The following is an 18,084-nucleotide window of genomic DNA, read 5'->3' as shown; positions in this document are numbered from 1 at the left end:
CCAAACAACTGGATACCCATACAGGAGGGCTTCTACGACACGAACATGCGGGCACCCAGGAAGTCGATGAAGGCGCGCACCTTCGGCGACGGATTGCGCCCCGAAGGCCACAGAACGCCGAGGTCGATGGCATGCGGGCGCACGTGTTCCGCCAGAACGCTGCACAGCCCGCCCGTGGTCAGCGCCTCGCGCACGCAGAAGTCGGGCAGCAAGGCGATGCCGCGTCCGCGCAGCGCGAAGCACAGGCGGGTTTCCATGTTGTTGCAGATCATGGAGACCGGTGGCTTCACCTCCGCACCGTCGGGCCCCGGCACGAGCGGCCAGACTTCCACCTTGCCCGTGGCCGGGTAGCGGTAATGCAGGCAGGCGTGTTGCGCCAGGTCCGCCGGCACCAGAGGCACGCCGCGGCGCGCCAGGTAATCGGGCGAAGCCACCAGCAGTTGCGAGAACTGTCCCAGACGACGCACCGAGAGCCGTGAATCGGTGAGTTCGCCGGTGCGCACCACCGCGTCGAAGCCCTCCTCGATGACATCGACGAGCCGGTCGCTGAAGTCGAGGTCGAGTTCGACATCCGGGTACTCGCACATGAAGTCGGCAAGCAGCGGCAGCACCAGCGAGCTGACCAGCGGCAGGCTCACGCGCAGCTTGCCGCGCGGCGAACCGGCCGAACAGGACAGCTCCTGCTCCGCGGCCTCGATCTCGGCCAGCACCCGGCGGCTGCGCGCGAGGAACAGCGCACCCTCGGCGGTGAGCGTGATGCTGCGGGTGCTGCGGTGGAACAGCCGCACGCCCAGCCGCTCCTCGAGCCGGGCCACGCGCTTGCCGACCGCGGACGCGGAAACGCCGAGCACGCGGCCGGCGGTGACGAAGCTGCGGGTCTCGGCCACCTGGATGAAGACGGTGAAACCACTGAGGCTGTCCATGGAAAACGAAGGATGGAAGAGAAGGGGAAGCCCGGGATGGCCGCATTGCGGAATCTGATGTCCGCATTGAGCGGAACTGTATCCCCCTTTTTCCGGAGTTGGCTTCTTCCTATCGTCGACCGCATGTCACTCACTCATCCGAATCCATCCTCGTCCCGGGCACGGCTGCCGCTGTCCGGCCTGCTTGCGCTGGCGGCCGCCAGCTTCATCACGATCCTCACCGAAGCCATGCCGGCCGGCCTGCTGCCGCAGATAGGCGCGAGCCTCGCCGTCACGCCCGCGCTGGTCGGGCAGCTGGTGACGGTCTATGCGCTGGGCTCGCTGGTCGCGGCCATTCCGCTGGTGGCGCTCACGCGCGGCTGGCGGCGGCGTCCGCTGCTGATGCTGGCGATCGGTGGTTTCGCTGTGGTCAACACGATCACAGCCCTCTCGCACAGCTATCCGCTGACGCTGGCCGCGCGCTTCTTCGCCGGCGTGTTCGCGGGGCTGCTCTGGGCGCTGGTGGCCGGGCACGCCGGGCGCATGGTGCCGCCGTCGATGCAGGGCCGCGCGATCGCGGTCGCGATGCTGGGCGCTCCGCTGGCGCTGTCGCTGGGCATTCCGGCGGGCACGCTGCTGGGCACCGGCGTGGGCTGGCGTCCGGCCTTCCTGGTGATGTCGGCGCTGTCGGTGCTGCTGCTCGGCTGGGTGCGCTGGAAGGTGCCCGACTTTCCCGGCCAGGAAGCCGCGCGGCGCCGCAGCGTGAGGCTCGTGTTCCTGCTGCCGGGCGTGCGGCAGGTGCTCGGGGTGATGTTGGCCTTCGTGCTGGCCCACAACATCCTCTACACCTACATCGCACCGTTCCTGGTGCACGCCGGGCTGGGCGCGCGGGTCGACCTGGTGTTGTTGGTCTTCGGGACGGCCTCGCTGGCGGGCATCTGGGTGACGGGCGTGCTGATCGACCGCTGGCTGCGCGAACTGGTGCTCGCGAGCACGGCAGCGTTCGGGCTGACGGCGCTGCTGCTCGGTTCGGCCACCGGATCGGCGGCAGCGGTGTACCTGGGCATGGCCATCTGGGGCCTGGCCTATGGCGGCGCTGGCACGCTGTTCCAGACCGCCTCTGCGCAGGCGGCGGGTGAATCGGCCGACGTGGCGCAGTCGATGGTGGTCACGGTGTGGAACATCGCCATCGCGGGCGGAGGGCTGATCGGCGGCCTGCTGCTGCAGGCCGGTGGTGCCGGGGCGCTGCCCTGGTCGCTGCTCGTGCTGCTGGCGCCGGCGCTGTGGCTGACCTGGCGAGCCTGCGCGCACGGCTTTCCCGGAACGCGGTCTGTCGCCGGCGCGACAGCACGCTGAAGCCCTGCGGCTTTTGATGCGTCCGCCGCATCGAAAGCCGGCCGATAAATCATCAATGGCTTTGGCCGGCGCGCCACCTGCTCGAGCAGGCGAATAGTTACATTCGAAGTCATGCAATCCCCAGCCGCCCCCGCCCTCTCGGTCAAGCAAGTCCTTTTCTGCGGGGCGATGATCGTCACGCTGTCGATGGGCATACGCCACGGTTTCGGCCTGTGGCTGCAGCCGATCACGCAGGCGCAGGACTGGAGCCGGCAGACCTTCTCCTTCGCGCTGGCGGTGCAGAACCTCTCGTGGGGCATCTTCGGCGTGTTCGCGGGCATGCTGGCCGACAGGTTCGGCGCGTTCAGGGTGCTGATCGGCGGTTCCTTGCTCTATGCGGCGGGCCTGTTCGGCATGGCGCATTCGCCGACGCCGCTGCTCTTCACGCTGAGTGCGGGCATCCTGATCGGTGCGGCGCAGGCGGGCTCGACCTACGCGGTGATCTACGGGGTGATCGGCCGGCAGATCCCGGCCGAGAGGCGCTCGTGGGCCATGGGCGTGGCGGCGGCGGCAGGCTCGTTCGGACAGTTCCTCCTGGCGCCCGTCGAGGGCCGGCTGATCGGCCACCTGGGCTGGCAGACCGCGCTGGCCGTGGTGGCGGTGCTGGCGCTGGTGATCGTTCCGCTGGCCTTCGGGCTGCGCGAGCCGAAGACGGCGGCGCAGGCCGGCCACCGCGAGCAGTCGGTGATGCAGGCGGTGGGCGAGGCCTTCCGCTATCCGAGCTTCGGCCTGCTGATGGCAGGCTACTTCGTCTGCGGCTTCCAGCTGGCCTTCATCGGCATCCACATGCCGACCTACCTGCGCGACCGCAGCCTGCCGGCCGAGGTGGCGGGCTACGCGCTGGCGCTCATCGGCCTCTTCAACGTGTTCGGCACCTACACGGTGGGGCTGCTGGGGCAGAAACTGGCCAAGCGCAAGATCCTGGCGGCCATCTACTTCGCGCGGGCGGTGTCGATCGCGCTCTTCCTGATCGCTCCGATCTCGCCGCTGAGCGTATACCTCTTCTCCGCGGCGATGGGCTTCCTGTGGCTGTCCACGGTGCCGGCCACCAACGCCATCGTGGCGGGCATCTTCGGCGTGGCGCATCTCTCGATGCTCAGCGGCTTCGTATTCCTGAGCCACCAGGTCGGCTCCTTCCTGGGCGTGTGGCTGGGCGGCTACCTGTACGACACCACGGGCAGCTACGACATCGTCTGGTACATCGCGATCGCCCTGGGCGTGTTCGCGGCGCTGGTCAACCTGCCGGTGAAGGAAAGCGCCATTCCGCGCGGTCCGCAACCCGTGGGCGCCGCAGGCTGATCCGCAGCCGGTTTGCGTGTACAACAGGACCATGACTCCCCGGATGCGCCATCACATCGTCCACGCCGGCTGGCTGGCCGCCGCGCTCGCGGTGCTGGGAGGCGTGTTCACCCTGTACGTGCATCCGGATTTCCTCGTGACGCTGGTCGACCAGATCTGGTCCTGTTTCTGAGCCTCAGATCGCTATGAAAGAGATAGCACCGGTACACGGCCTGGGGGCACCTTCCGAGTGGGTCGTCCGGTGGTCTCACCTGCTTGCGCCCGGCGCGTCGGTGCTGGACGTGGCATGTGGCGCCGGCCGGCACATGAAGTGGTTCGCGGGACGCGGGCACGCGGTCACCGGCGTCGACCGTTCTCCCGAAGCCGTCGAGGCCGCCGGCGCGTTCGGCAAGGTGGTCGAGGCCGACATCGAATCCGGTCCCTGGCCCTTCTCCGGCCAGGCCTTCGGCGCCGTGGTCGTCACCAACTACCTCTGGCGTCCGCGCATGGCCGATATCGTGGCCGCGGTGGCGCCGGGCGGCGTGCTGCTCTACGAAACCTTCGCCGTCGGCAACGAGACCGTCGGCAAGCCCTCGCGGCCCGATTTCCTGCTGCAGCCGGGCGAGTTGCTGGCGGCGTGCGACGGGCTGCGCGTCGTGGCCTACGAGGACGGCTTCATCGGGCAGCCCGAACGCTTCGTGCAGCGCATCGCCGCCGTCCGCCCGGACGCGGCCGATTCCGGGCCGCCGGCGCGCCGCGTCCTTAAGGGAAACTAGGGGCCCCGGGGCTGCTGTCTGGCCTGGCGCCGGAGTAAGTAGAATCGGCGCTTTCGTCCACCGACAAAGAGATTCCCCTTGGAGCAACTGACAGGCAGCATCGTCGCGCTCGTCACGCCGATGCACGACGACGGCAGTGTCGACTACCCCGCCCTGCGGCGGCTCATCGACTGGCATATCGAAGAAGGCACCGACTGCCTGGGCGTGGTCGGCACCACCGGCGAATCGCCGACGGTCGATGTCGAAGAGCACTGCGAAATCATCCGCGTCTCGGTCGAGCAGGCCAAGGGCCGCGTGCCCGTGATGGCCGGCTGCGGCGCGAACTCCACCAAGGAAGCCATCGAGCTCGCCAAGTTCGCCAAGGGCGTGGGCGCCGACTCGCAGCTCCAGGTCGTGCCGTACTACAACAAGCCCACGCAGGAAGGCCAGTACCAGCACTTCAAGGCCATCGCCGAGGCCGTGGGCGACCTGCCCATCGTGCTGTACAACGTGCCCGGCCGCACCGTCGCCGATATGGCGCACGACACCGTGCTGCGCCTGGCTCAGGTGCCCGGCATCATCGGCATCAAGGAAGCCACCGGCAACATCGAGCGGGCCCAGTGGCTCATCCGCGAAGTGCCGGAGAACTTCGCCGTCTATTCCGGCGACGACCCGACCGCGGTCGCGCTCATGCTCTGCGGCGGCCAGGGCAACATCAGCGTCACGGCCAACATCGCGCCGCGCAAGATGCACGAGCTGTGCGTCGCTGCGCTGGCTGGCGACGTGAAGCGCGCCATGCAGATCCAGTTCGAGCTCATGCCGCTGCATCGCAACCTGTTCGTGGAGCCCAACCCGATCCCGCTGAAGTGGGCGATGGCGAGGCTCGGCCTGTGCGGCGGTACGCTGCGCCTGCCGCTCACCGAACTCGGCGAAGCGAGCCGCCCGGCGGTCGAAGGTGCCCTGCGTGCCACCGGCCTGCTCAAGGGCTGAACGCCTCTTCCAGCACGTCCCGGACCTGCCTTTCCCCCGGCCGCAGCAAGGTTAAGCAACCTTTTGCCCGAACCGCGCTCAGAGATGGCGGCGGGCACTGCGGCCCCTAGATTGACCGAACCATTCCAACAAGGAAGACGACGTTGAAGAACCTTTCGCGACTTGCTCTGCTGGCCCTCGTTGCCAGCCTCGCCGCCTGCTCCGTGCTCGAGAGCGACAAGATCGACTACAAGAGCGCCGGCAAGGCCCCGACGCTCGAAGTCCCACCCGATCTCTCCCAGCTTTCGCGCGACAACCGCTACGCCATCCCCGGCGGTGCCGTGAGCGCCAACTCGTACCAGGCAGGCATCGCCAACGCCCCGGGCATTCCCACCGCGGTGGCCAACATCGGCGACGTGCGCATGGAACGCTCGGGCACGCAGCGCTGGATCGTCGTCAACCGCACGCCCGACCAGCTCTGGGACCCGGTGAAGGACTTCTGGCAGGAGAACGGCTTCCTGCTGACCACCGACCAGCGCAACCTGGGCATCATGGAAACCGACTGGGCCGAGAACCGCGCCAAGCTGCCGCAGGACATCATCCGCGGCACGCTGGGCAAGCTGGTCGATTCGGTCTACTCCACCGGCGAACTCGACCGCTTCCGCACCCGCCTGGAACGCACGTCGACCGGCACCGAGATCTTCATCAGCCACCGCGGCATGCAGGAGGTCTACAACAACTCCCGCCAGGACCAGACCGTGTGGCAGCCCCGCCCCAGCGATCCTGAGCTCGAGACCGAATTCCTGCGCCGCCTGATGGTCAAGCTCGGCGTCTCGCAGGAGCAGTCGAAGATCCTGGCCGCGACCAACTCCACGCCCAAGACCGCCACCATCGCCAAGGTCGGCAACCAGCCGGTCGTGCAGATCAGCGAAGGCTTCGACCGCGCATGGCGCCGCGTCGGCCTCGCGCTCGACCGCACCGGCTTCACCGTGGAAGACCGGGACCGCAGCGCCGGCGTCTACTTCGTGCGCTACGTGCCGCCGAATCCCGACAAGAAGGAGCCCGGCTTCTTCGGCAAGCTGTTCGGTGGTTCCAGCAAGGCCGAAGCGCCCGCGAAGTTCCGCATCTCGGTCAAGGGCCAGGGCGAATCCACCACCGTGTCCGTGCTCAACGAAGCCGGCGCGCCCGAGACCTCGGTCAACGCCGAGCGCATCGTCAAGGTCATCGCAGACGACCTGAGATAACCCGCATGCTCCGCTTCCGAAGCCTCGGCAGCGGCAGCACGGGCAACGCCGCGCTGGTCGAGACGACCAGCGCCGGCCGCACCTCCCGCCTCCTCGTCGACTGCGGCTTCGGCCTCAAGCAGCTCGACTTGCGCCTGGCCCAGGCGGGCCTTGCAGCCAACGATATCGACGCGGTCTTCGTGACACACGAGCACGGCGACCACATCGGCTGTGCCCATTCGCTGTCGCGGCGCAACCGCATTCCCGTCTGGATGAGCGAAGGCACCTGGCTCGCCACCGGCGGGCGCGATTTCGAGGGACGGCTCAACCTCGCGCGCGACGATGCCGAGTTCACGGTCGGCGACATCTGCGTGCAGCCCTTCACCGTTCCGCACGATGCGCGCGAGCCGCTGCAACTGCGCTGCACCGACGGCAATCGCACGCTGGGCGTGCTGACCGACCTCGGCCATGCCACGGCCCACGTGCTGGCCCGATTGGGCGGCGTGCATTCGTTGCTGCTGGAGTTCAACCACGACAGCGAACTGCTGGCCAACTCGAGCTACCCGCCTTTCCTCAAGCACCGCGTGGGCGGCAACTACGGGCACCTGTCGAACATGGCCGCGGCGGACATCGCACGCGCACTGCTGCATGACGGCCTCAGGCACGTGGTCGCGGCACACCTGAGCGAGCAGAACAACCGGCCCGAGATCGTGCGGCGCCTCATGGCAGAAGCACTGGGCGGCAACGAGGCCGAGATGCTGACCGCTACGGCCGCCACCGGCTCGCCCTGGCTCGACGTCTGAGCACCGCCTCCGCCATCCTCACGCTCTGCTAAGAAAAAAAGCCGCCTCACGGCGGCTTTTTGCATGGCTGATGCAGGGTCTGTTTACTGCTTCGGCGCTTCGTTCTTCTTCGCGGCCTCGGTGGCTGCATTCGCAGCATCGAGTGCCGATTGAGAACCCGAAGACGGGGCGGTCGACGACGAGGACGATGCGCCCGGATCGGCCGATGGCGCAGGAGCCGGAGCAGCAGGTGCGGGCGCGGGTTCAGTCACGGGCGCAGGAGGCGGCGTCACGACAGCCGGCGCTGCATCCTCCTTCTTGCCACAGGCGACGAGCGCGGCAGCGGCAATCAGCGAGGCGATCAGGACGGACGATGACTTCTTCATGGAATCTCCTTTGGCTATGAAGGTCTGGACGAAAAAATTCTAGACCTGCATATCCGTCCGAATATGTCTCGCGGCCGCATTCGCGGCATTGGCTTACAAGCCGAGTGTCGATGCAGGAAACGCAGGTCGACCGTTGCGCCAGCACTCTTCGATGGCCTCGCGCAATTCGCGGCGAGCGCGTGCCTCTGCGCCGCTCACGCCCCTGCTTCGCTCGGGGTCGATGCGATGCACGAACCACGAGGGCGTCCAGATGGCGCTCGGCACTTCCGTGCCCGACGCCTCGCCTGCGGCCCTGCATTCGATGATGTGGTCCCACATGCGGCGCCATGCAACGAAGCGCGCATGGCCGCGCTCGAGAACGTCGTAACGCTGCGCGAGCAGCATCAGGCGGCGGCCGCTCACGGCCCAGGCCTGCAGCGCCTCGATGGTCGCGCGTTCGCCCAGCGGCCAGTCGGCGAAGTCGAGGTCACTGAAGACCATTTCCTTCCAGCCCTCGCGCGCTGCAGCCGCGAACGCATTGCGCAGGAGTACGTCGAAGGCCTCACGACCATCGAAGCGCCCTTCGGGCAGCGGCGAAGCGGATGCTTCATCCGGCATGCAGCCACCCCGCCTCGCACCACTCCGCCAGCAACGCCAGGGCGCCCTCACTCGCGCGTGCGAGTTCGCGCGGACCGAGTTCGCGGCGATCGGCCAGCCTGCGCATCAGCGTCGCATCGGCACCGCCTGCGCGAAAGCTCTCGCCGTTGATGTAGATGTGGCGTGCGTCGTAGAGCATGCGCGTGCGGCGGTCGAGCTTCGCCTGCTGCATGGCAGCGGGCGCCTCGCCGCCTTCGCCGAACCAGACATTGGCCTTGGGTTCGGTGAGCGATTCGCCCAGTGCACGGTCGACGGCATCCGCGTCACGCAGCGCGGCCTCGATGGCCTTGCGCGCGAAGGCCTGCAGGGCCGCGGGCATGGCTGCCGGCGCATCGACGGCGGGCTGCGCAGGATCGCGATACCGCGCGAGCTCGGCCGGCCCGGCGTCTTCCAGGTCTTCGGCGTAGGCCTGCGCCATGCGCGCCAGCAGGTCGGCGCCGAGTTCGCCCAGGGCCGACGAGCGCAGTCCGATGGAATACGTCATGCAGTCGCCGCCGACGGCCACGCCGTCGTGGGCGTAGCGCGGCGGGAGGTAGAGCATGTCGCCGGGTTCGAGCACGAAGGTCTGCTCGGGCTCGAAGTTCTCGAGGATCTTCAGCGGCAGGCCCGGCTGCAGCCGCAGGTCGCCCTGCTTGCCGATGGACCAGCGCCGGCGCCCGTGCGCCTGCAGCAGGAACACGTCGTAGCTGTCGAAATGCGCGCCCACGCCGCCGGCGTCGCTCGCGTAGCTGATCATCAGGTCGTCGAGGCGCGCATCGGGAAGGAAGCGGAACTGCCGCATCAGCTCGTGCACGCCCTCATGGTGCAGGTCGACACCCTGCACCAGCAGCGTCCACGCCGGCTGCTTCAGCGACGGCAGGGCGCGCCGGGCAAGAGGGCCGTGCCTGAGCGACCAGCCGTTCTTGCCGTGGCGGATGAGGCGCGATTCGACGTCCTCACGCTCGGCCAGGGCGAAGAGCTCGGAACGCTCGATCGGTGGCACCATCGCGGGTATCGCCTGCCGCACGAGCAAGGGTTTTTTCTGCCAATGTCGCCGCATGAACTGCGCGGCGCTCAGGCCGCCCAGCAGGGGCAGCGGTTTGTTGATCTCCATGGGAGAATTCTGCAATGGAAATCTCTGAACAATGCGTGGTCGGCCTGACCTGGACGATGAAGGACACGCTCGGCGACGTGCTGGACGTGCTCGAGGAGCCTGTGGAATTCCTGGTCGGCGGCGACGACCTCTTCGACGTGATCGAAGCGGCCCTGCAGGGCCATGAGCCCGGCGCCCGGGTACAGCTGCAGATCGAACCGGAGCAAGGCTTCGGCGACTTCAACGACCAGCTGCTCTTCCTGGAGCCCCGCTCGCTCTTCCCCGAAGGCACCGAAGAAGGCATGACCTTCGACGGCTCCGCCCTGCCCAAGGGCGTGAGCGGCGACATTCCCAAGGATGCGATCTACACCGTGGCCGAGATCTACCCCGACCACCTGGTGCTCGACGGCAACCATCCGCTGGCGGGCATCGCGATCCGGCTCGACATCACCGTGCGTTCGGTGCGCGAGGCCACCGAAGAGGAAGTCGGCCGCGGCACAGCAGGCACGGGCTTCTTCAAGATTGCGCCGATGGCGCCGGGCAATCAGACGCTGCACTGACTGCCGCGCCCGCCCCATGAAAAAAGCCGGGCATTGCCCGGCTTTTTCATGCCCAATGTGGGAACAACTCACATGCGCGAGATCTGGCCGTTGTCGATGCGCACGCGGTCGCCGATGCGCAGGTCGCCGGGGCTCTGCACGTCGAAGGCGCGATAGCCGCCGCGGTCGGTCTGCACCGAGACGCGGTACATCTCGTAGACGCGCGGGCCGTTCTGCTGCGCCTCGATGGTGTTGCCCAGCAGGGCGCCGCCCACGATGCCCAGCGCGGTCGCCGCGGCCCGGCCATTGCCTCGGCCGAACTGGTTGCCCACCACGCCGCCGATCACGCCACCCGCGACGGCACCGCCGCCCGTGGTGCCGGTGCCGGCGGTTTCGCTGCGCAGCACCTCGATGTTGGCCACGTGGCCGTATTCGACATAGGAGGCTTCCTGGTAGGGAATGGCCTGCGGAGGCGCCTGGTAGGGATAGCGCGAGGTCGTGTAGACCGGCGCCGGTGCCACGCACGCCGTGAGCGTGGCCAGGGCCAGCACGGAAGCGGTGACGGAAACAAAGCGCATTGAGATCTTCATGTTGGAGGCTCCTCGGAAAGAACGGTGCAAGGATGATGTATGCATGCACCCTGCGTGTGCCTGACTAACGCCGCAGCATCGGCCGCGATGACGCCGTTCACACACTGAAACCTTCGAGGCGGGCGGCCCCAGCCGGTTCCGTTCTTTACCGCCCGGAAACCGGCCGGTCTTCAGGATTCGCTCAATGCTTGCCTGTGGAGCCGTAGCCACCTTCGCCGCGTTGCGTGGGTGCAAATTCTGTGACCACACGAAACTGCGCCTGCACCACCGGCACGATCACGAGCTGCGCGAGCCGTTCCATCGGATTCAGCACGAAGGGCGTGTCGCTGCGATTCCAGGCGCTGATCTTCAGCTCGCCCTGGTAGTCGCTGTCGATCAGGCCGACGAGGTTGCCCAGCACGATGCCGTGCTTGTGGCCCAGCCCCGAGCGAGGAAGGATCAGCGCTGCATAGGCCGGATCGGCCAGATGGATCGCGATGCCGGTGCCCACCAGCTGCCAGCCGTTGGGCTCCAGCGTGATGGGGGCATCGAGGCAGGCTCGCAGGTCGAGGCCGGCGCTTCCGGGGGTGGCATATGCGGGCAGTTGATCCACCATGCGCGGATCGAGGATGCGGACGTCGACTTTCACTTAGTTGTTGCCTTGCTTCTGTTGCTGTTCTCTTTGCTTGCGGGCCGCCTCTTCCAGCACCTGCTGCCACTTGGCGACGCCGGGGGTGAGCTTGAGGCCCTTCAACTTCCTGCCGAACCAGGCGGCAGCCGCCGCCAGGACGATCAGAACGCCGAACGGCACGCCCGCCGCCCAGAGCACCAGGAATGCCACCGCGCCGAAGATGCCCAGCACCTTGAGCAGCGCCGGGTCGAAGGAGCCGGGCTCCTTCTTCGGCACCTCGCTGTTGGGGAGTTCGGCGCGCTGCATCGCGGCCGAGACCGGCCCCTGTGCATTGGGGCCGGCAGTCGTCGTCATGCCGACGTCGAGGCCATGCTCACCGGGCGAAGCGGCTCGCCTCGGCAACGCCGCCTGCGCGGACAGCCGCTCGACATAGCGGGCGAAATCGCCGTTCGGCGGCGTGTTCCATTGGGGATTCATCAGACCCTCCAGTCGGGAAGACGGGCTGCGATCTCGGTCATGAGCTCGCGCGCCAGCGTGAGCTTGGGGGCGCGCGGCAGCTCGCGCACGCCATTGGCATCGACCAGCAGCAGCGCGTTGTCGTCCTGCCCGAAGGTCAGCGGACCGATGTTGCCCACCAGCAGCGGGATGCCCTTGCGCTCGCGCTTGGCCTTGGCATGTTCGGCGAGGTTCTCGCTCTCGGCGGCGAAGCCTACGCAGAAAAGCTTCTTCGACTGGGCCCGCTCGCTCTTCGCGACGGAAAGGAGGATGTCCGGGTTCTCGGTGAAGTGGAGCACCGGCGTCCTGCCGCTGCCGTCCTTCTTGATCTTCTGCTCGCTCTGCGTGGCGGGGCGCCAGTCGGCGACGGCAGCCGTAGCTACGAAAATGCTAGCACTCTGCGCTGCACGGGTCGTCGCGTCGAGCATCTGCTGCGCCGACAGCACGTCGACGCGCGTCACGCCGCGCGGCGTGGGCAGGTGCACCGGGCCGGCCACCAGCGTGACCTCGGCGCCGGCCTCGCGGGCTGCCCGGGCGATGGCGAAGCCCATCTTGCCCGACGAATGGTTGGTGATGCCGCGGATCGGGTCCAGTGCCTCGAAGGTCGGGCCGGCCGTGACCAGCACCTTCTGCCCCGCCAGCAGCTTGGGGCTGAAGAAGGCGGTGACGTCCTCCAGCAGCTGCGCCGGCTCGAGCATGCGGCCGTCGCCGGTCTCGCCGCAGGCCTGCCAGCCGTTGCCCACGCCCAGCACGGTCGCGCCGTCGGCGGCCACCTGCATCAGGTTGCGCTGCGTGGCCGGATGGGCCCACATCTCGCGGTTCATAGCCGGGGCGATCAGCAGCGGGATGCGGTCCATCGGGCGGGCCAGGCACATCAGGCTCAGCAGGTCGTCGGAGCGGCCCTGCACCAGCCGGGCAATGAAGTCGGCGCTGCAGGGCGCCAGCACGATCGCGTCGGCCTCGCGGCTCAGGTTGATGTGCGGCATGTTGTTGGGCTCGCGGGTGTCCCACTGCGAGGTGTAGACGGTGCGCCCCGAGAGCGCCTGCATGGTCACCGGGGTGATGAACTGCTCCGCCGCCTCGGTCATGACGACCTGGACGGTCGCGCCCGCCTTGACGAACAGCCGGCACAGTTCGGCCGACTTGTAGCAGGCGATGCCGCCCGTGAGACCGAGAACGATGTGTTTGCCGGCGAGATCTTGCATGGGACGTATTGTTGCTCACATGCCATCGGCCCCACGCCAACAAGCCCTTGGCGGAAGGTGTCGCGAAGGGCACACCTATAATCGCAATTTCCCACTGCCCGGATTCACAGCATCCGGAACTGGCATGACCAAATTTGTCTTCGTCACCGGTGGTGTCGTTTCTTCCCTTGGCAAGGGAATCGCCTCCGCCTCGCTCGCCGCGATCCTCGAATCGCGCGGCCTCCAAGTCACCCTCATCAAGCTCGATCCGTACATCAATGTCGACCCCGGCACGATGTCGCCCTTCCAGCATGGGGAAGTGTTCGTCACCGACGACGGCGCGGAGACCGACCTCGACCTCGGCCACTACGAGCGCTTCGTCAACACGCGGATGCGCAAGGCCAACAACTTCACGACCGGCCAGATCTACAAGTCCGTGCTCGAGAAGGAACGCCGCGGCGACTACCTCGGCAAGACGGTGCAGGTGATCCCGCACATCACCAACGAGATCCAGGACTACATCAAGCGCGGCGCCGGCATCGGCACGGCGCACGAGGTGGACGTGGCCATCGTCGAGATCGGCGGCACCGTGGGCGACATCGAGTCGCTGCCCTTCCTGGAGGCCGTGCGCCAGATGAGCCTGCGCATGGGTCCGAACAACTCGGCCTTCGTGCACCTGAGCTACGTGCCCTGGATCGCCGCCGCCGGCGAGCTCAAGACCAAGCCCACGCAGCACACCGCGCAGAAGCTGCGCGAGATCGGCATCCAGGCCGACGCCCTGCTGTGCCGCGCCGACCGCCGCATCCCCGACGACGAGCGCGCCAAGATCTCGCTGTTCTCGAACGTGCCCGAATGGGGCGTGATCTCGATGTGGGACGTGGACACCATCTACAAGGTGCCCCGCATGCTGCACGAGCAGGGCCTGGACGGCCTGATCTGCGACAAGCTGCGCATCAACACGCCGCCGGCCAAGCTGCAGCGCTGGGACGACCTGGTCTACGAGGTCGAGCATCCGCAGAAGGAAGTCTCGATCGCCATGGTCGGCAAGTACGTCGACCTGTCCGACAGCTACAAGTCGCTCAACGAGGCGCTGCGCCATGCCGGCATGAAGAACCATGCCCGCGTGAAGATCGACTACATCGACTCCGAGACCATCTCGGCGCAGGACGTGTCCCGCCTGGCCAAGTACGACGCCATCCTGGTGCCCGGCGGCTTCGGCCAGCGCGGCGTGGAAGGCAAGATCTCGGCCGCGCGCTTCGCCCGCGAGAGCAAGGTGCCCTACCTCGGCATCTGCCTGGGCATGCAGGTCGCCACCATCGAGTACGCCCGCCACGTGGCCGGCCTGAAGAACGCCAACAGCACCGAGTTCGACCCCGAGACGCCCACCCCCGTGATCGCGCTGATCACCGAGTGGAAGGACGCCGACGGCACCGTGAAGATCCGCGACGAGAAGTCCGACCTCGGCGGCACCATGCGCCTGGGCGCGCAGAGCTCCGACGTGGCTCCGGGCACGCTGGCCCACAGCATCTACGGCGACGTGGTCACCGAGCGCCACCGCCACCGCTACGAAGCCAACGTGAACTACCTCGACGAGCTGCGCAAGGCCGGCCTCGTGATCTCGGCGCTCACCCAGCGCGAGCACCTGACCGAGATCGTCGAGCTGCCGCAGGACGTGCACCCGTGGTTCATGGGCGTGCAGTTCCACCCCGAGTTCAAGTCGACCCCGTGGGGCGGCCACCCGCTGTTCAACGCCTTCATCAAGGCCGCGCTCGAGCACAAGGAAAAGGGCTCGGGCAGCACCAACAAGACGCTGAAGGCCGTGGCATGAGCGCCGCGCCGGACCGCGCCAGGCAAGCTCGCGCCGCAGTGCGGAGCACGGAGGTATTCGAATGAGCAGCGGCTACGTCATCGCCCACGTCGAGGTAACCAACCCGACGCAGTACGAGGAATACAAGAAGTGGTCGACCGTCGCCATGCAGGCGCACGGCGCCGAGGTGTGCGTGCGCGGCGGCCAGGTGCAGCCCCTGGAGGGCGACTGGAAGCCCACGCGCGTCGTGATCCTCAAGTTCCCCAGCTTCGAGAAGGCCAAGGCCTTCTATGAGACGCCCGAGTACCTCAAGGCGCGCGAGGCCCGTGCCGGCGCCGCGATCATGAACATGATCGCCGTCGAGGGCCTCTGAGCCTTCCGATCCCTTTTCACATCTATTCATCCGCCCAAAGAGACCAGAAAGAGAAAGACAGAAGATGAGTGCAATCGTTGACATCGTCGGCCGCGAAATTCTCGACAGCCGAGGCAACCCCACCGTCGAATGCGACGTGCTGCTCGAGTCGGGCACCATGGGCCGCGCGGCCGTGCCCTCGGGCGCATCGACCGGCTCGCGCGAAGCCATCGAGCTACGCGACGGCGACAAGAGCCGCTATCTCGGCAAGGGCGTGCTGAAGGCCGTCGAGAACATCAACACCGAGATCTCTGAAGCCGTGCTGGGCCTCGACGCCAGCGAACAGGCCTTCCTCGATCGCACGATGATCGACCTCGACGGCACCGACAACAAGGGCCGCCTGGGCGCCAACGCCACCCTCGCCGTCTCGATGGCCGTGGCCCGCGCCGCGGCAGAGGAATCGGGCCTGCCGCTGTACCGCTACTTCGGCGGCATGGGCGGCATGCAGCTGCCGGTGCCGATGATGAACGTCATCAACGGCGGCGCCCACGCCAACAACAGCCTCGACCTGCAGGAATTCATGATCATCCCCGTGGGCGCCAAGAGCTTCCGCGAGGCCGTGCGCTACGGCGCCGAGGTGTTCCACGCGCTCAAGAAGATCCTGGGCGACCGGGGCATCAGCACGGCGGTGGGCGACGAAGGCGGCTTCGCTCCCAGCGTCGAGAGCCATGAGGCTGCCATCCAGCTGATCCTGGAAGCCATCGACAAGGCCGGCTACACCGCCGGCGAGCAGATCGCCCTGGGCCTGGACTGCGCGGCCAGCGAGTTCTACAAGGACGGCAAGTACGTGCTGTCGGGCGAGAACCTCTCGCTGACCGCCGAGAGCTGGACCGACATGCTCGCGACCTGGGTCGACAAGTACCCGATCATCAGCATCGAGGACGGCATGCACGAAGGCGACTGGGACGGCTGGAAGCTGCTCACCGAACGCCTGGGCAAGCGCGTGCAGCTGGTGGGCGACGACCTGTTCGTCACCAACACCAAGATCCTGCAGGAAGGCATCGAGAAGGGCATCGCCAACTCGATCCTGATCAAGATCAACCAGATCGGCACGCTGACCGAGACCTTCGCCGCCATCGAGATGGCCAAGCGCGCGGGCTACACCGCCGTCATCTCGCACCGCTCGGGCGAGACGGAAGACAGCACCATCGCCGACATCGCCGTGGGCACCAACGCCGGCCAGATCAAGACCGGCTCGCTCTCGCGTTCCGACCGCATCGCCAAGTACAACCAGCTGCTGCGCATCGAGGAAGACCTGGGCGACATCGCCGTGTACCCCGGCCGCGGCGCGTTCTACAACCTGAAGTAACGCCGGACGCCACGCGGCATGCGCGCCCGCCTCGTTCCACCGATCGTCCTGCTGCTCCTGCTGGCCATCCTGCAGTGGCAGCTGTGGAACGGGCGCGGCAGCGTGCGCGACGTGGCCCAGCTGCGGACCAAGCTGGCCGACCAGAAGGACGCCAACGCCAAGGCCGCGCTGAACAACGAACGCCTCACCTCCGAGGTCAACGACCTCAAGGACGGCCTCGAGATGGTCGAGGAGCGCGCGCGCGCGGAACTCGGCATGGTGAAGCCGAACGAGGTCTTCGTGCAGATAGCACATTAGGATGACCCCCAGTCTTCGCGCACTTCGTGTCGCTTCGCCAACCCCCTTCCAGGGGGCGACACCAGCGGCCCGGCAAAGCCGGTTCCGCGGTGTCCCACGAACAGACCGCGACAGCACCCTCCGGGGGCGGATCTGATTCTCGAGCTTCTCTCGGCCCCCGCGTTCATGCTCTGGGGCTCTCCCGTGAGCTGGCTCGAGCTCGTCGCGTCGACACTGGCGCTCGCCATGGTGGGCTGCAACATGCGCGAGATCCACTGGGGATGGCCGCTGGCCATCGTCAGCTCCGTGCTCTACGTGGCGGTGTTCGCCAAGGCGCGCATCTACGGCGACGCCTCGCTGCAGGTCTTCTTCGCGCTCGTCGCGCTCTGGGGATGGGCGCAGTGGCTGCGCGGCCACCGGGCCGACGGCAGCGCGCTGCGCGTCAGCCGGCTTTCGTCGCGCGGCATCGCGCTCACATTGCTGGCCTGTGCGGTGGCCTGGCCGGCGGTCGCCCTCTTCCTGCGCCGCTTCACCGACACCGACGTGCCCTGGTGGGACGGCTTCGCCACCGGCCTGAGCCTTGTCGGGCAGTTCCTGCTCGGGCGCAAGTTCATCGAGAACTGGCTGATCTGGCTGGCGGTGAACGTCGTGAGCGTGGGCCTCTTCATCCACAAGGGCCTGTGGCTTACGGTGGGCCTGTATGCGGTGTTCGCGGTGCTCAGCGTGGCCGGCTACCTTGCCTGGCGCCAGCGCATGCCTTCGAGCACCGTTGAGGCAGCGCGAGCATGACACCCGTACTGCCGACCGGCTGCGTCATCGCCCTGGTGGGTGCCGAGAGCACCGGCAAGACCGAGCTGGCCCGCGCCATCGCGCAGCGCCTGCAGGACCGTGGCGTTCCGACGACCTTGGTGAGCGAGTACCTGCGCGAATGGTGCGAGCGCGAGAACCGCACGCCGCGCCCCGACGAGCAGCAGGCCATCGCCGACGAGCAGACCCGCCGCATCGCGAGCGCCGCCGCCGCCGGCGTGGTGGTGGCCGACACCACCGCGCTCATGACGGCCGTCTACAGCGAGCAGCTCTTCGCCGACACGTCGCTCTACGAAGACGCCCTGGCTGCCCAGCGCGGCTACGCCATCACGCTTCTGACCGCGCTCGACCTGCCCTGGGTCGCCGACGGCATGCGCGACGGCCCGCATGCGCAGCAGCCGACCGACACGCTGGTGCGTGCCGCGCTCGCTCGCGCGAAGCTCTCGTATGCCGTGGTGCACGGCAGCGGCGCCGAGCGGCTGGCCAATGCCTGGAACGCCATCGTCTCCATCGCGGGCAACGAGGGCCGGCCGCGCACGCGCGTCAAGTCCGACGCGAAACCCGCCTCCTGGTCGTGGCCTTGCGAGAAATGCTCCGACCCGGAATGCGAACATAGGCTTTTCAGCGATCTCATCGCGCGCCGCGAGTAGCGCGCTC

Annotated in this window: 22 protein-coding genes; 14 read left to right on the top strand and 8 right to left on the bottom strand. The window is 67.6% G+C overall.

Annotation, left to right across the window (positions count from 1 at the left end; translation table 11 throughout):
- Positions 1-32: 32 nt before the first annotated feature.
- On the bottom strand, positions 33-923 hold the full coding sequence (locus G369_RS0120935; RefSeq protein ID WP_019655991.1) for a LysR family transcriptional regulator: 891 nt from the start codon (positions 921-923) through the stop codon (positions 33-35).
- 123 nt (positions 924-1,046) lie between these two features.
- On the opposite strand from G369_RS0120935, the gene G369_RS0120930 reads away from it, so the two are divergent.
- The 7 genes from G369_RS0120930 to G369_RS0120900 all read left to right on the top strand — a co-directional run bounded on the left by G369_RS0120930 (position 1,047) and on the right by G369_RS0120900 (position 7,325).
- The gene (locus G369_RS0120930; RefSeq protein WP_019655990.1) at positions 1,047-2,258 is read left to right on the top strand and encodes an MFS transporter; all 1,212 of its coding nucleotides are present in this window, start codon (positions 1,047-1,049) and stop codon (positions 2,256-2,258) included.
- Positions 2,259-2,369: 111 nt separating this feature from the next.
- Positions 2,370-3,596 carry an MFS transporter gene (locus G369_RS0120925; protein WP_019655989.1) on the top strand — a complete coding sequence of 409 codons (1,227 nt, stop codon included), beginning with the start codon at positions 2,370-2,372 and terminating at the stop codon, positions 3,594-3,596.
- A gap of 31 nt (positions 3,597-3,627) precedes the next feature.
- On the top strand, positions 3,628-3,768 hold the full coding sequence (locus G369_RS39125; RefSeq protein WP_019655988.1) for a hypothetical protein: 141 nt from the start codon (positions 3,628-3,630) through the stop codon (positions 3,766-3,768).
- 13 nt (positions 3,769-3,781) lie between these two features.
- A complete protein-coding gene (locus G369_RS0120915) occupies positions 3,782-4,351 on the top strand; it encodes a class I SAM-dependent methyltransferase (protein WP_019655987.1) in 570 nt (189 codons plus the stop codon).
- A 78-nt stretch (positions 4,352-4,429) separates the two neighbouring features.
- Positions 4,430-5,320, top strand: coding sequence for a 4-hydroxy-tetrahydrodipicolinate synthase (gene dapA, locus G369_RS0120910; RefSeq protein WP_019655986.1), 891 nt, complete (start codon positions 4,430-4,432; stop codon positions 5,318-5,320).
- Positions 5,321-5,463: 143 nt separating this feature from the next.
- Positions 5,464-6,543 (top strand): NlpB/DapX family lipoprotein, encoded by a 1,080-nt coding sequence (gene bamC, locus G369_RS0120905; protein ID WP_019655985.1) that lies wholly within the window; start codon positions 5,464-5,466, stop codon positions 6,541-6,543.
- A 5-nt stretch (positions 6,544-6,548) separates the two neighbouring features.
- Positions 6,549-7,325, top strand: coding sequence for an MBL fold metallo-hydrolase (locus G369_RS0120900; protein ID WP_019655984.1), 777 nt, complete (start codon positions 6,549-6,551; stop codon positions 7,323-7,325).
- Positions 7,326-7,408: 83 nt separating this feature from the next.
- On the opposite strand, the gene G369_RS0120895 is transcribed toward G369_RS0120900, so the two are convergent.
- The 3 genes from G369_RS0120895 to G369_RS0120885 all read right to left on the bottom strand — a co-directional run bounded on the left by G369_RS0120895 (position 7,409) and on the right by G369_RS0120885 (position 9,419).
- Entirely contained in the window at positions 7,409-7,690 is a 282-nt protein-coding gene (locus G369_RS0120895) for a hypothetical protein (RefSeq protein ID WP_019655983.1), read from the bottom strand.
- Positions 7,691-7,783: 93 nt separating this feature from the next.
- Entirely contained in the window at positions 7,784-8,287 is a 504-nt protein-coding gene (locus G369_RS0120890; RefSeq protein WP_019655982.1) for a hypothetical protein, read from the bottom strand.
- The gene (locus G369_RS0120885; protein WP_019655981.1) at positions 8,277-9,419 is read right to left on the bottom strand and encodes a cupin domain-containing protein; all 1,143 of its coding nucleotides are present in this window, start codon (positions 9,417-9,419) and stop codon (positions 8,277-8,279) included. Before G369_RS0120885 ends, G369_RS0120890 begins: the two co-directional genes overlap by 11 nt.
- Before the next feature lie 14 nt (positions 9,420-9,433).
- On the opposite strand from G369_RS0120885, the gene G369_RS0120880 reads away from it, so the two are divergent.
- Positions 9,434-9,958 (top strand): FKBP-type peptidyl-prolyl cis-trans isomerase, encoded by a 525-nt coding sequence (locus tag G369_RS0120880; RefSeq protein WP_019655980.1) that lies wholly within the window; start codon positions 9,434-9,436, stop codon positions 9,956-9,958.
- Positions 9,959-10,026: 68 nt separating this feature from the next.
- Here the strand turns inward: G369_RS0120880 and G369_RS0120875 are convergent, their stop codons facing one another.
- The 4 genes from G369_RS0120875 to coaBC all read right to left on the bottom strand — a co-directional run bounded on the left by G369_RS0120875 (position 10,027) and on the right by coaBC (position 12,837).
- Positions 10,027-10,527, bottom strand: a complete 501-nt coding sequence (locus G369_RS0120875; RefSeq protein ID WP_019655979.1) for a glycine zipper 2TM domain-containing protein — start codon at positions 10,525-10,527, stop codon at positions 10,027-10,029.
- A 181-nt stretch (positions 10,528-10,708) separates the two neighbouring features.
- Positions 10,709-11,155 carry a dUTP diphosphatase gene (dut, locus tag G369_RS0120870; RefSeq protein ID WP_019655978.1) on the bottom strand — a complete coding sequence of 149 codons (447 nt, stop codon included), beginning with the start codon at positions 11,153-11,155 and terminating at the stop codon, positions 10,709-10,711.
- The gene (locus G369_RS0120865; protein ID WP_019655977.1) at positions 11,156-11,614 is read right to left on the bottom strand and encodes a hypothetical protein; all 459 of its coding nucleotides are present in this window, start codon (positions 11,612-11,614) and stop codon (positions 11,156-11,158) included.
- Positions 11,614-12,837, bottom strand: coding sequence for a bifunctional phosphopantothenoylcysteine decarboxylase/phosphopantothenate--cysteine ligase CoaBC (gene coaBC, locus G369_RS0120860; protein WP_019655976.1), 1,224 nt, complete (start codon positions 12,835-12,837; stop codon positions 11,614-11,616). The genes G369_RS0120865 and coaBC overlap by 1 nt, the downstream gene beginning before the upstream one ends.
- 124 nt (positions 12,838-12,961) lie before the next feature.
- On the opposite strand from coaBC, the gene pyrG reads away from it, so the two are divergent.
- From pyrG to G369_RS0120830, 6 genes are all read left to right on the top strand, one after another.
- Positions 12,962-14,644, top strand: a complete 1,683-nt coding sequence (pyrG, locus tag G369_RS0120855) for a CTP synthase (RefSeq protein WP_019655975.1) — start codon at positions 12,962-12,964, stop codon at positions 14,642-14,644.
- A gap of 61 nt (positions 14,645-14,705) precedes the next feature.
- Positions 14,706-14,996: a DUF1330 domain-containing protein gene (locus G369_RS0120850; protein ID WP_019655974.1), complete on the top strand. Its 291-nt coding sequence runs from the start codon at positions 14,706-14,708 to the stop codon at positions 14,994-14,996.
- A 64-nt stretch (positions 14,997-15,060) separates the two neighbouring features.
- Positions 15,061-16,344 carry a phosphopyruvate hydratase gene (eno, locus tag G369_RS0120845; protein WP_019655973.1) on the top strand — a complete coding sequence of 428 codons (1,284 nt, stop codon included), beginning with the start codon at positions 15,061-15,063 and terminating at the stop codon, positions 16,342-16,344.
- A gap of 18 nt (positions 16,345-16,362) precedes the next feature.
- The gene (gene ftsB / locus G369_RS0120840; protein ID WP_019655972.1) at positions 16,363-16,641 is read left to right on the top strand and encodes a cell division protein FtsB; all 279 of its coding nucleotides are present in this window, start codon (positions 16,363-16,365) and stop codon (positions 16,639-16,641) included.
- Positions 16,642-16,806: 165 nt separating this feature from the next.
- The gene (gene pnuC, locus G369_RS0120835) at positions 16,807-17,409 is read left to right on the top strand and encodes a nicotinamide riboside transporter PnuC (protein WP_019655971.1); all 603 of its coding nucleotides are present in this window, start codon (positions 16,807-16,809) and stop codon (positions 17,407-17,409) included.
- The gene (locus tag G369_RS0120830) at positions 17,406-18,077 is read left to right on the top strand and encodes an AAA family ATPase (protein WP_019655970.1); all 672 of its coding nucleotides are present in this window, start codon (positions 17,406-17,408) and stop codon (positions 18,075-18,077) included. The genes pnuC and G369_RS0120830 overlap by 4 nt, the downstream gene beginning before the upstream one ends.
- Positions 18,078-18,084 lie beyond the last annotated feature (7 nt).

The organism is Variovorax atrisoli 110B (assembly GCF_000382045.1).
Taxonomy (GTDB): domain Bacteria; phylum Pseudomonadota; class Gammaproteobacteria; order Burkholderiales; family Burkholderiaceae_C; genus Variovorax; species Variovorax atrisoli.
The sequence above is the reverse complement of the archived record's forward strand: the minus strand, read 5'-3'. Positions and strand labels throughout refer to the sequence as shown.

Bases quoted from the DNA above. Each gene is read 5' to 3' on its own strand.
- eno (WP_019655973.1), top strand. From the start codon at position 15,061: ATGAGTGCAATCGTTGACATCGTCGGCCGCGAAATTCTCGACAGCCGA.
- G369_RS0120850 (WP_019655974.1), top strand. From the start codon at position 14,706: ATGAGCAGCGGCTACGTCATCGCCCACGTCGAGGTAACCAACCCGACG.
- pyrG (WP_019655975.1), top strand. From the start codon at position 12,962: ATGACCAAATTTGTCTTCGTCACCGGTGGTGTCGTTTCTTCCCTTGGC.
- G369_RS0120895 (WP_019655983.1), bottom strand. From the start codon at position 7,690: ATGAAGAAGTCATCGTCCGTCCTGATCGCCTCGCTGATTGCCGCTGCC.
- G369_RS0120915 (WP_019655987.1), top strand. From the start codon at position 3,782: ATGAAAGAGATAGCACCGGTACACGGCCTGGGGGCACCTTCCGAGTGG.
- G369_RS0120900 (WP_019655984.1), top strand. From the start codon at position 6,549: ATGCTCCGCTTCCGAAGCCTCGGCAGCGGCAGCACGGGCAACGCCGCG.
- G369_RS0120830 (WP_019655970.1), top strand. From the start codon at position 17,406: ATGACACCCGTACTGCCGACCGGCTGCGTCATCGCCCTGGTGGGTGCC.
- G369_RS0120930 (WP_019655990.1), top strand. From the start codon at position 1,047: ATGTCACTCACTCATCCGAATCCATCCTCGTCCCGGGCACGGCTGCCG.
- G369_RS0120925 (WP_019655989.1), top strand. From the start codon at position 2,370: ATGCAATCCCCAGCCGCCCCCGCCCTCTCGGTCAAGCAAGTCCTTTTC.
- G369_RS0120885 (WP_019655981.1), bottom strand. From the start codon at position 9,419: ATGGAGATCAACAAACCGCTGCCCCTGCTGGGCGGCCTGAGCGCCGCG.
- pnuC (WP_019655971.1), top strand. From the start codon at position 16,807: ATGCTCTGGGGCTCTCCCGTGAGCTGGCTCGAGCTCGTCGCGTCGACA.
- G369_RS0120865 (WP_019655977.1), bottom strand. From the start codon at position 11,614: ATGAATCCCCAATGGAACACGCCGCCGAACGGCGATTTCGCCCGCTAT.
- G369_RS0120890 (WP_019655982.1), bottom strand. From the start codon at position 8,287: ATGCCGGATGAAGCATCCGCTTCGCCGCTGCCCGAAGGGCGCTTCGAT.
- G369_RS0120880 (WP_019655980.1), top strand. From the start codon at position 9,434: ATGGAAATCTCTGAACAATGCGTGGTCGGCCTGACCTGGACGATGAAG.
- G369_RS0120875 (WP_019655979.1), bottom strand. From the start codon at position 10,527: ATGAAGATCTCAATGCGCTTTGTTTCCGTCACCGCTTCCGTGCTGGCC.
- coaBC (WP_019655976.1), bottom strand. From the start codon at position 12,837: ATGCAAGATCTCGCCGGCAAACACATCGTTCTCGGTCTCACGGGCGGC.
- ftsB (WP_019655972.1), top strand. From the start codon at position 16,363: ATGCGCGCCCGCCTCGTTCCACCGATCGTCCTGCTGCTCCTGCTGGCC.
- G369_RS0120935 (WP_019655991.1), bottom strand. From the start codon at position 923: ATGGACAGCCTCAGTGGTTTCACCGTCTTCATCCAGGTGGCCGAGACC.
- G369_RS39125 (WP_019655988.1), top strand. From the start codon at position 3,628: ATGACTCCCCGGATGCGCCATCACATCGTCCACGCCGGCTGGCTGGCC.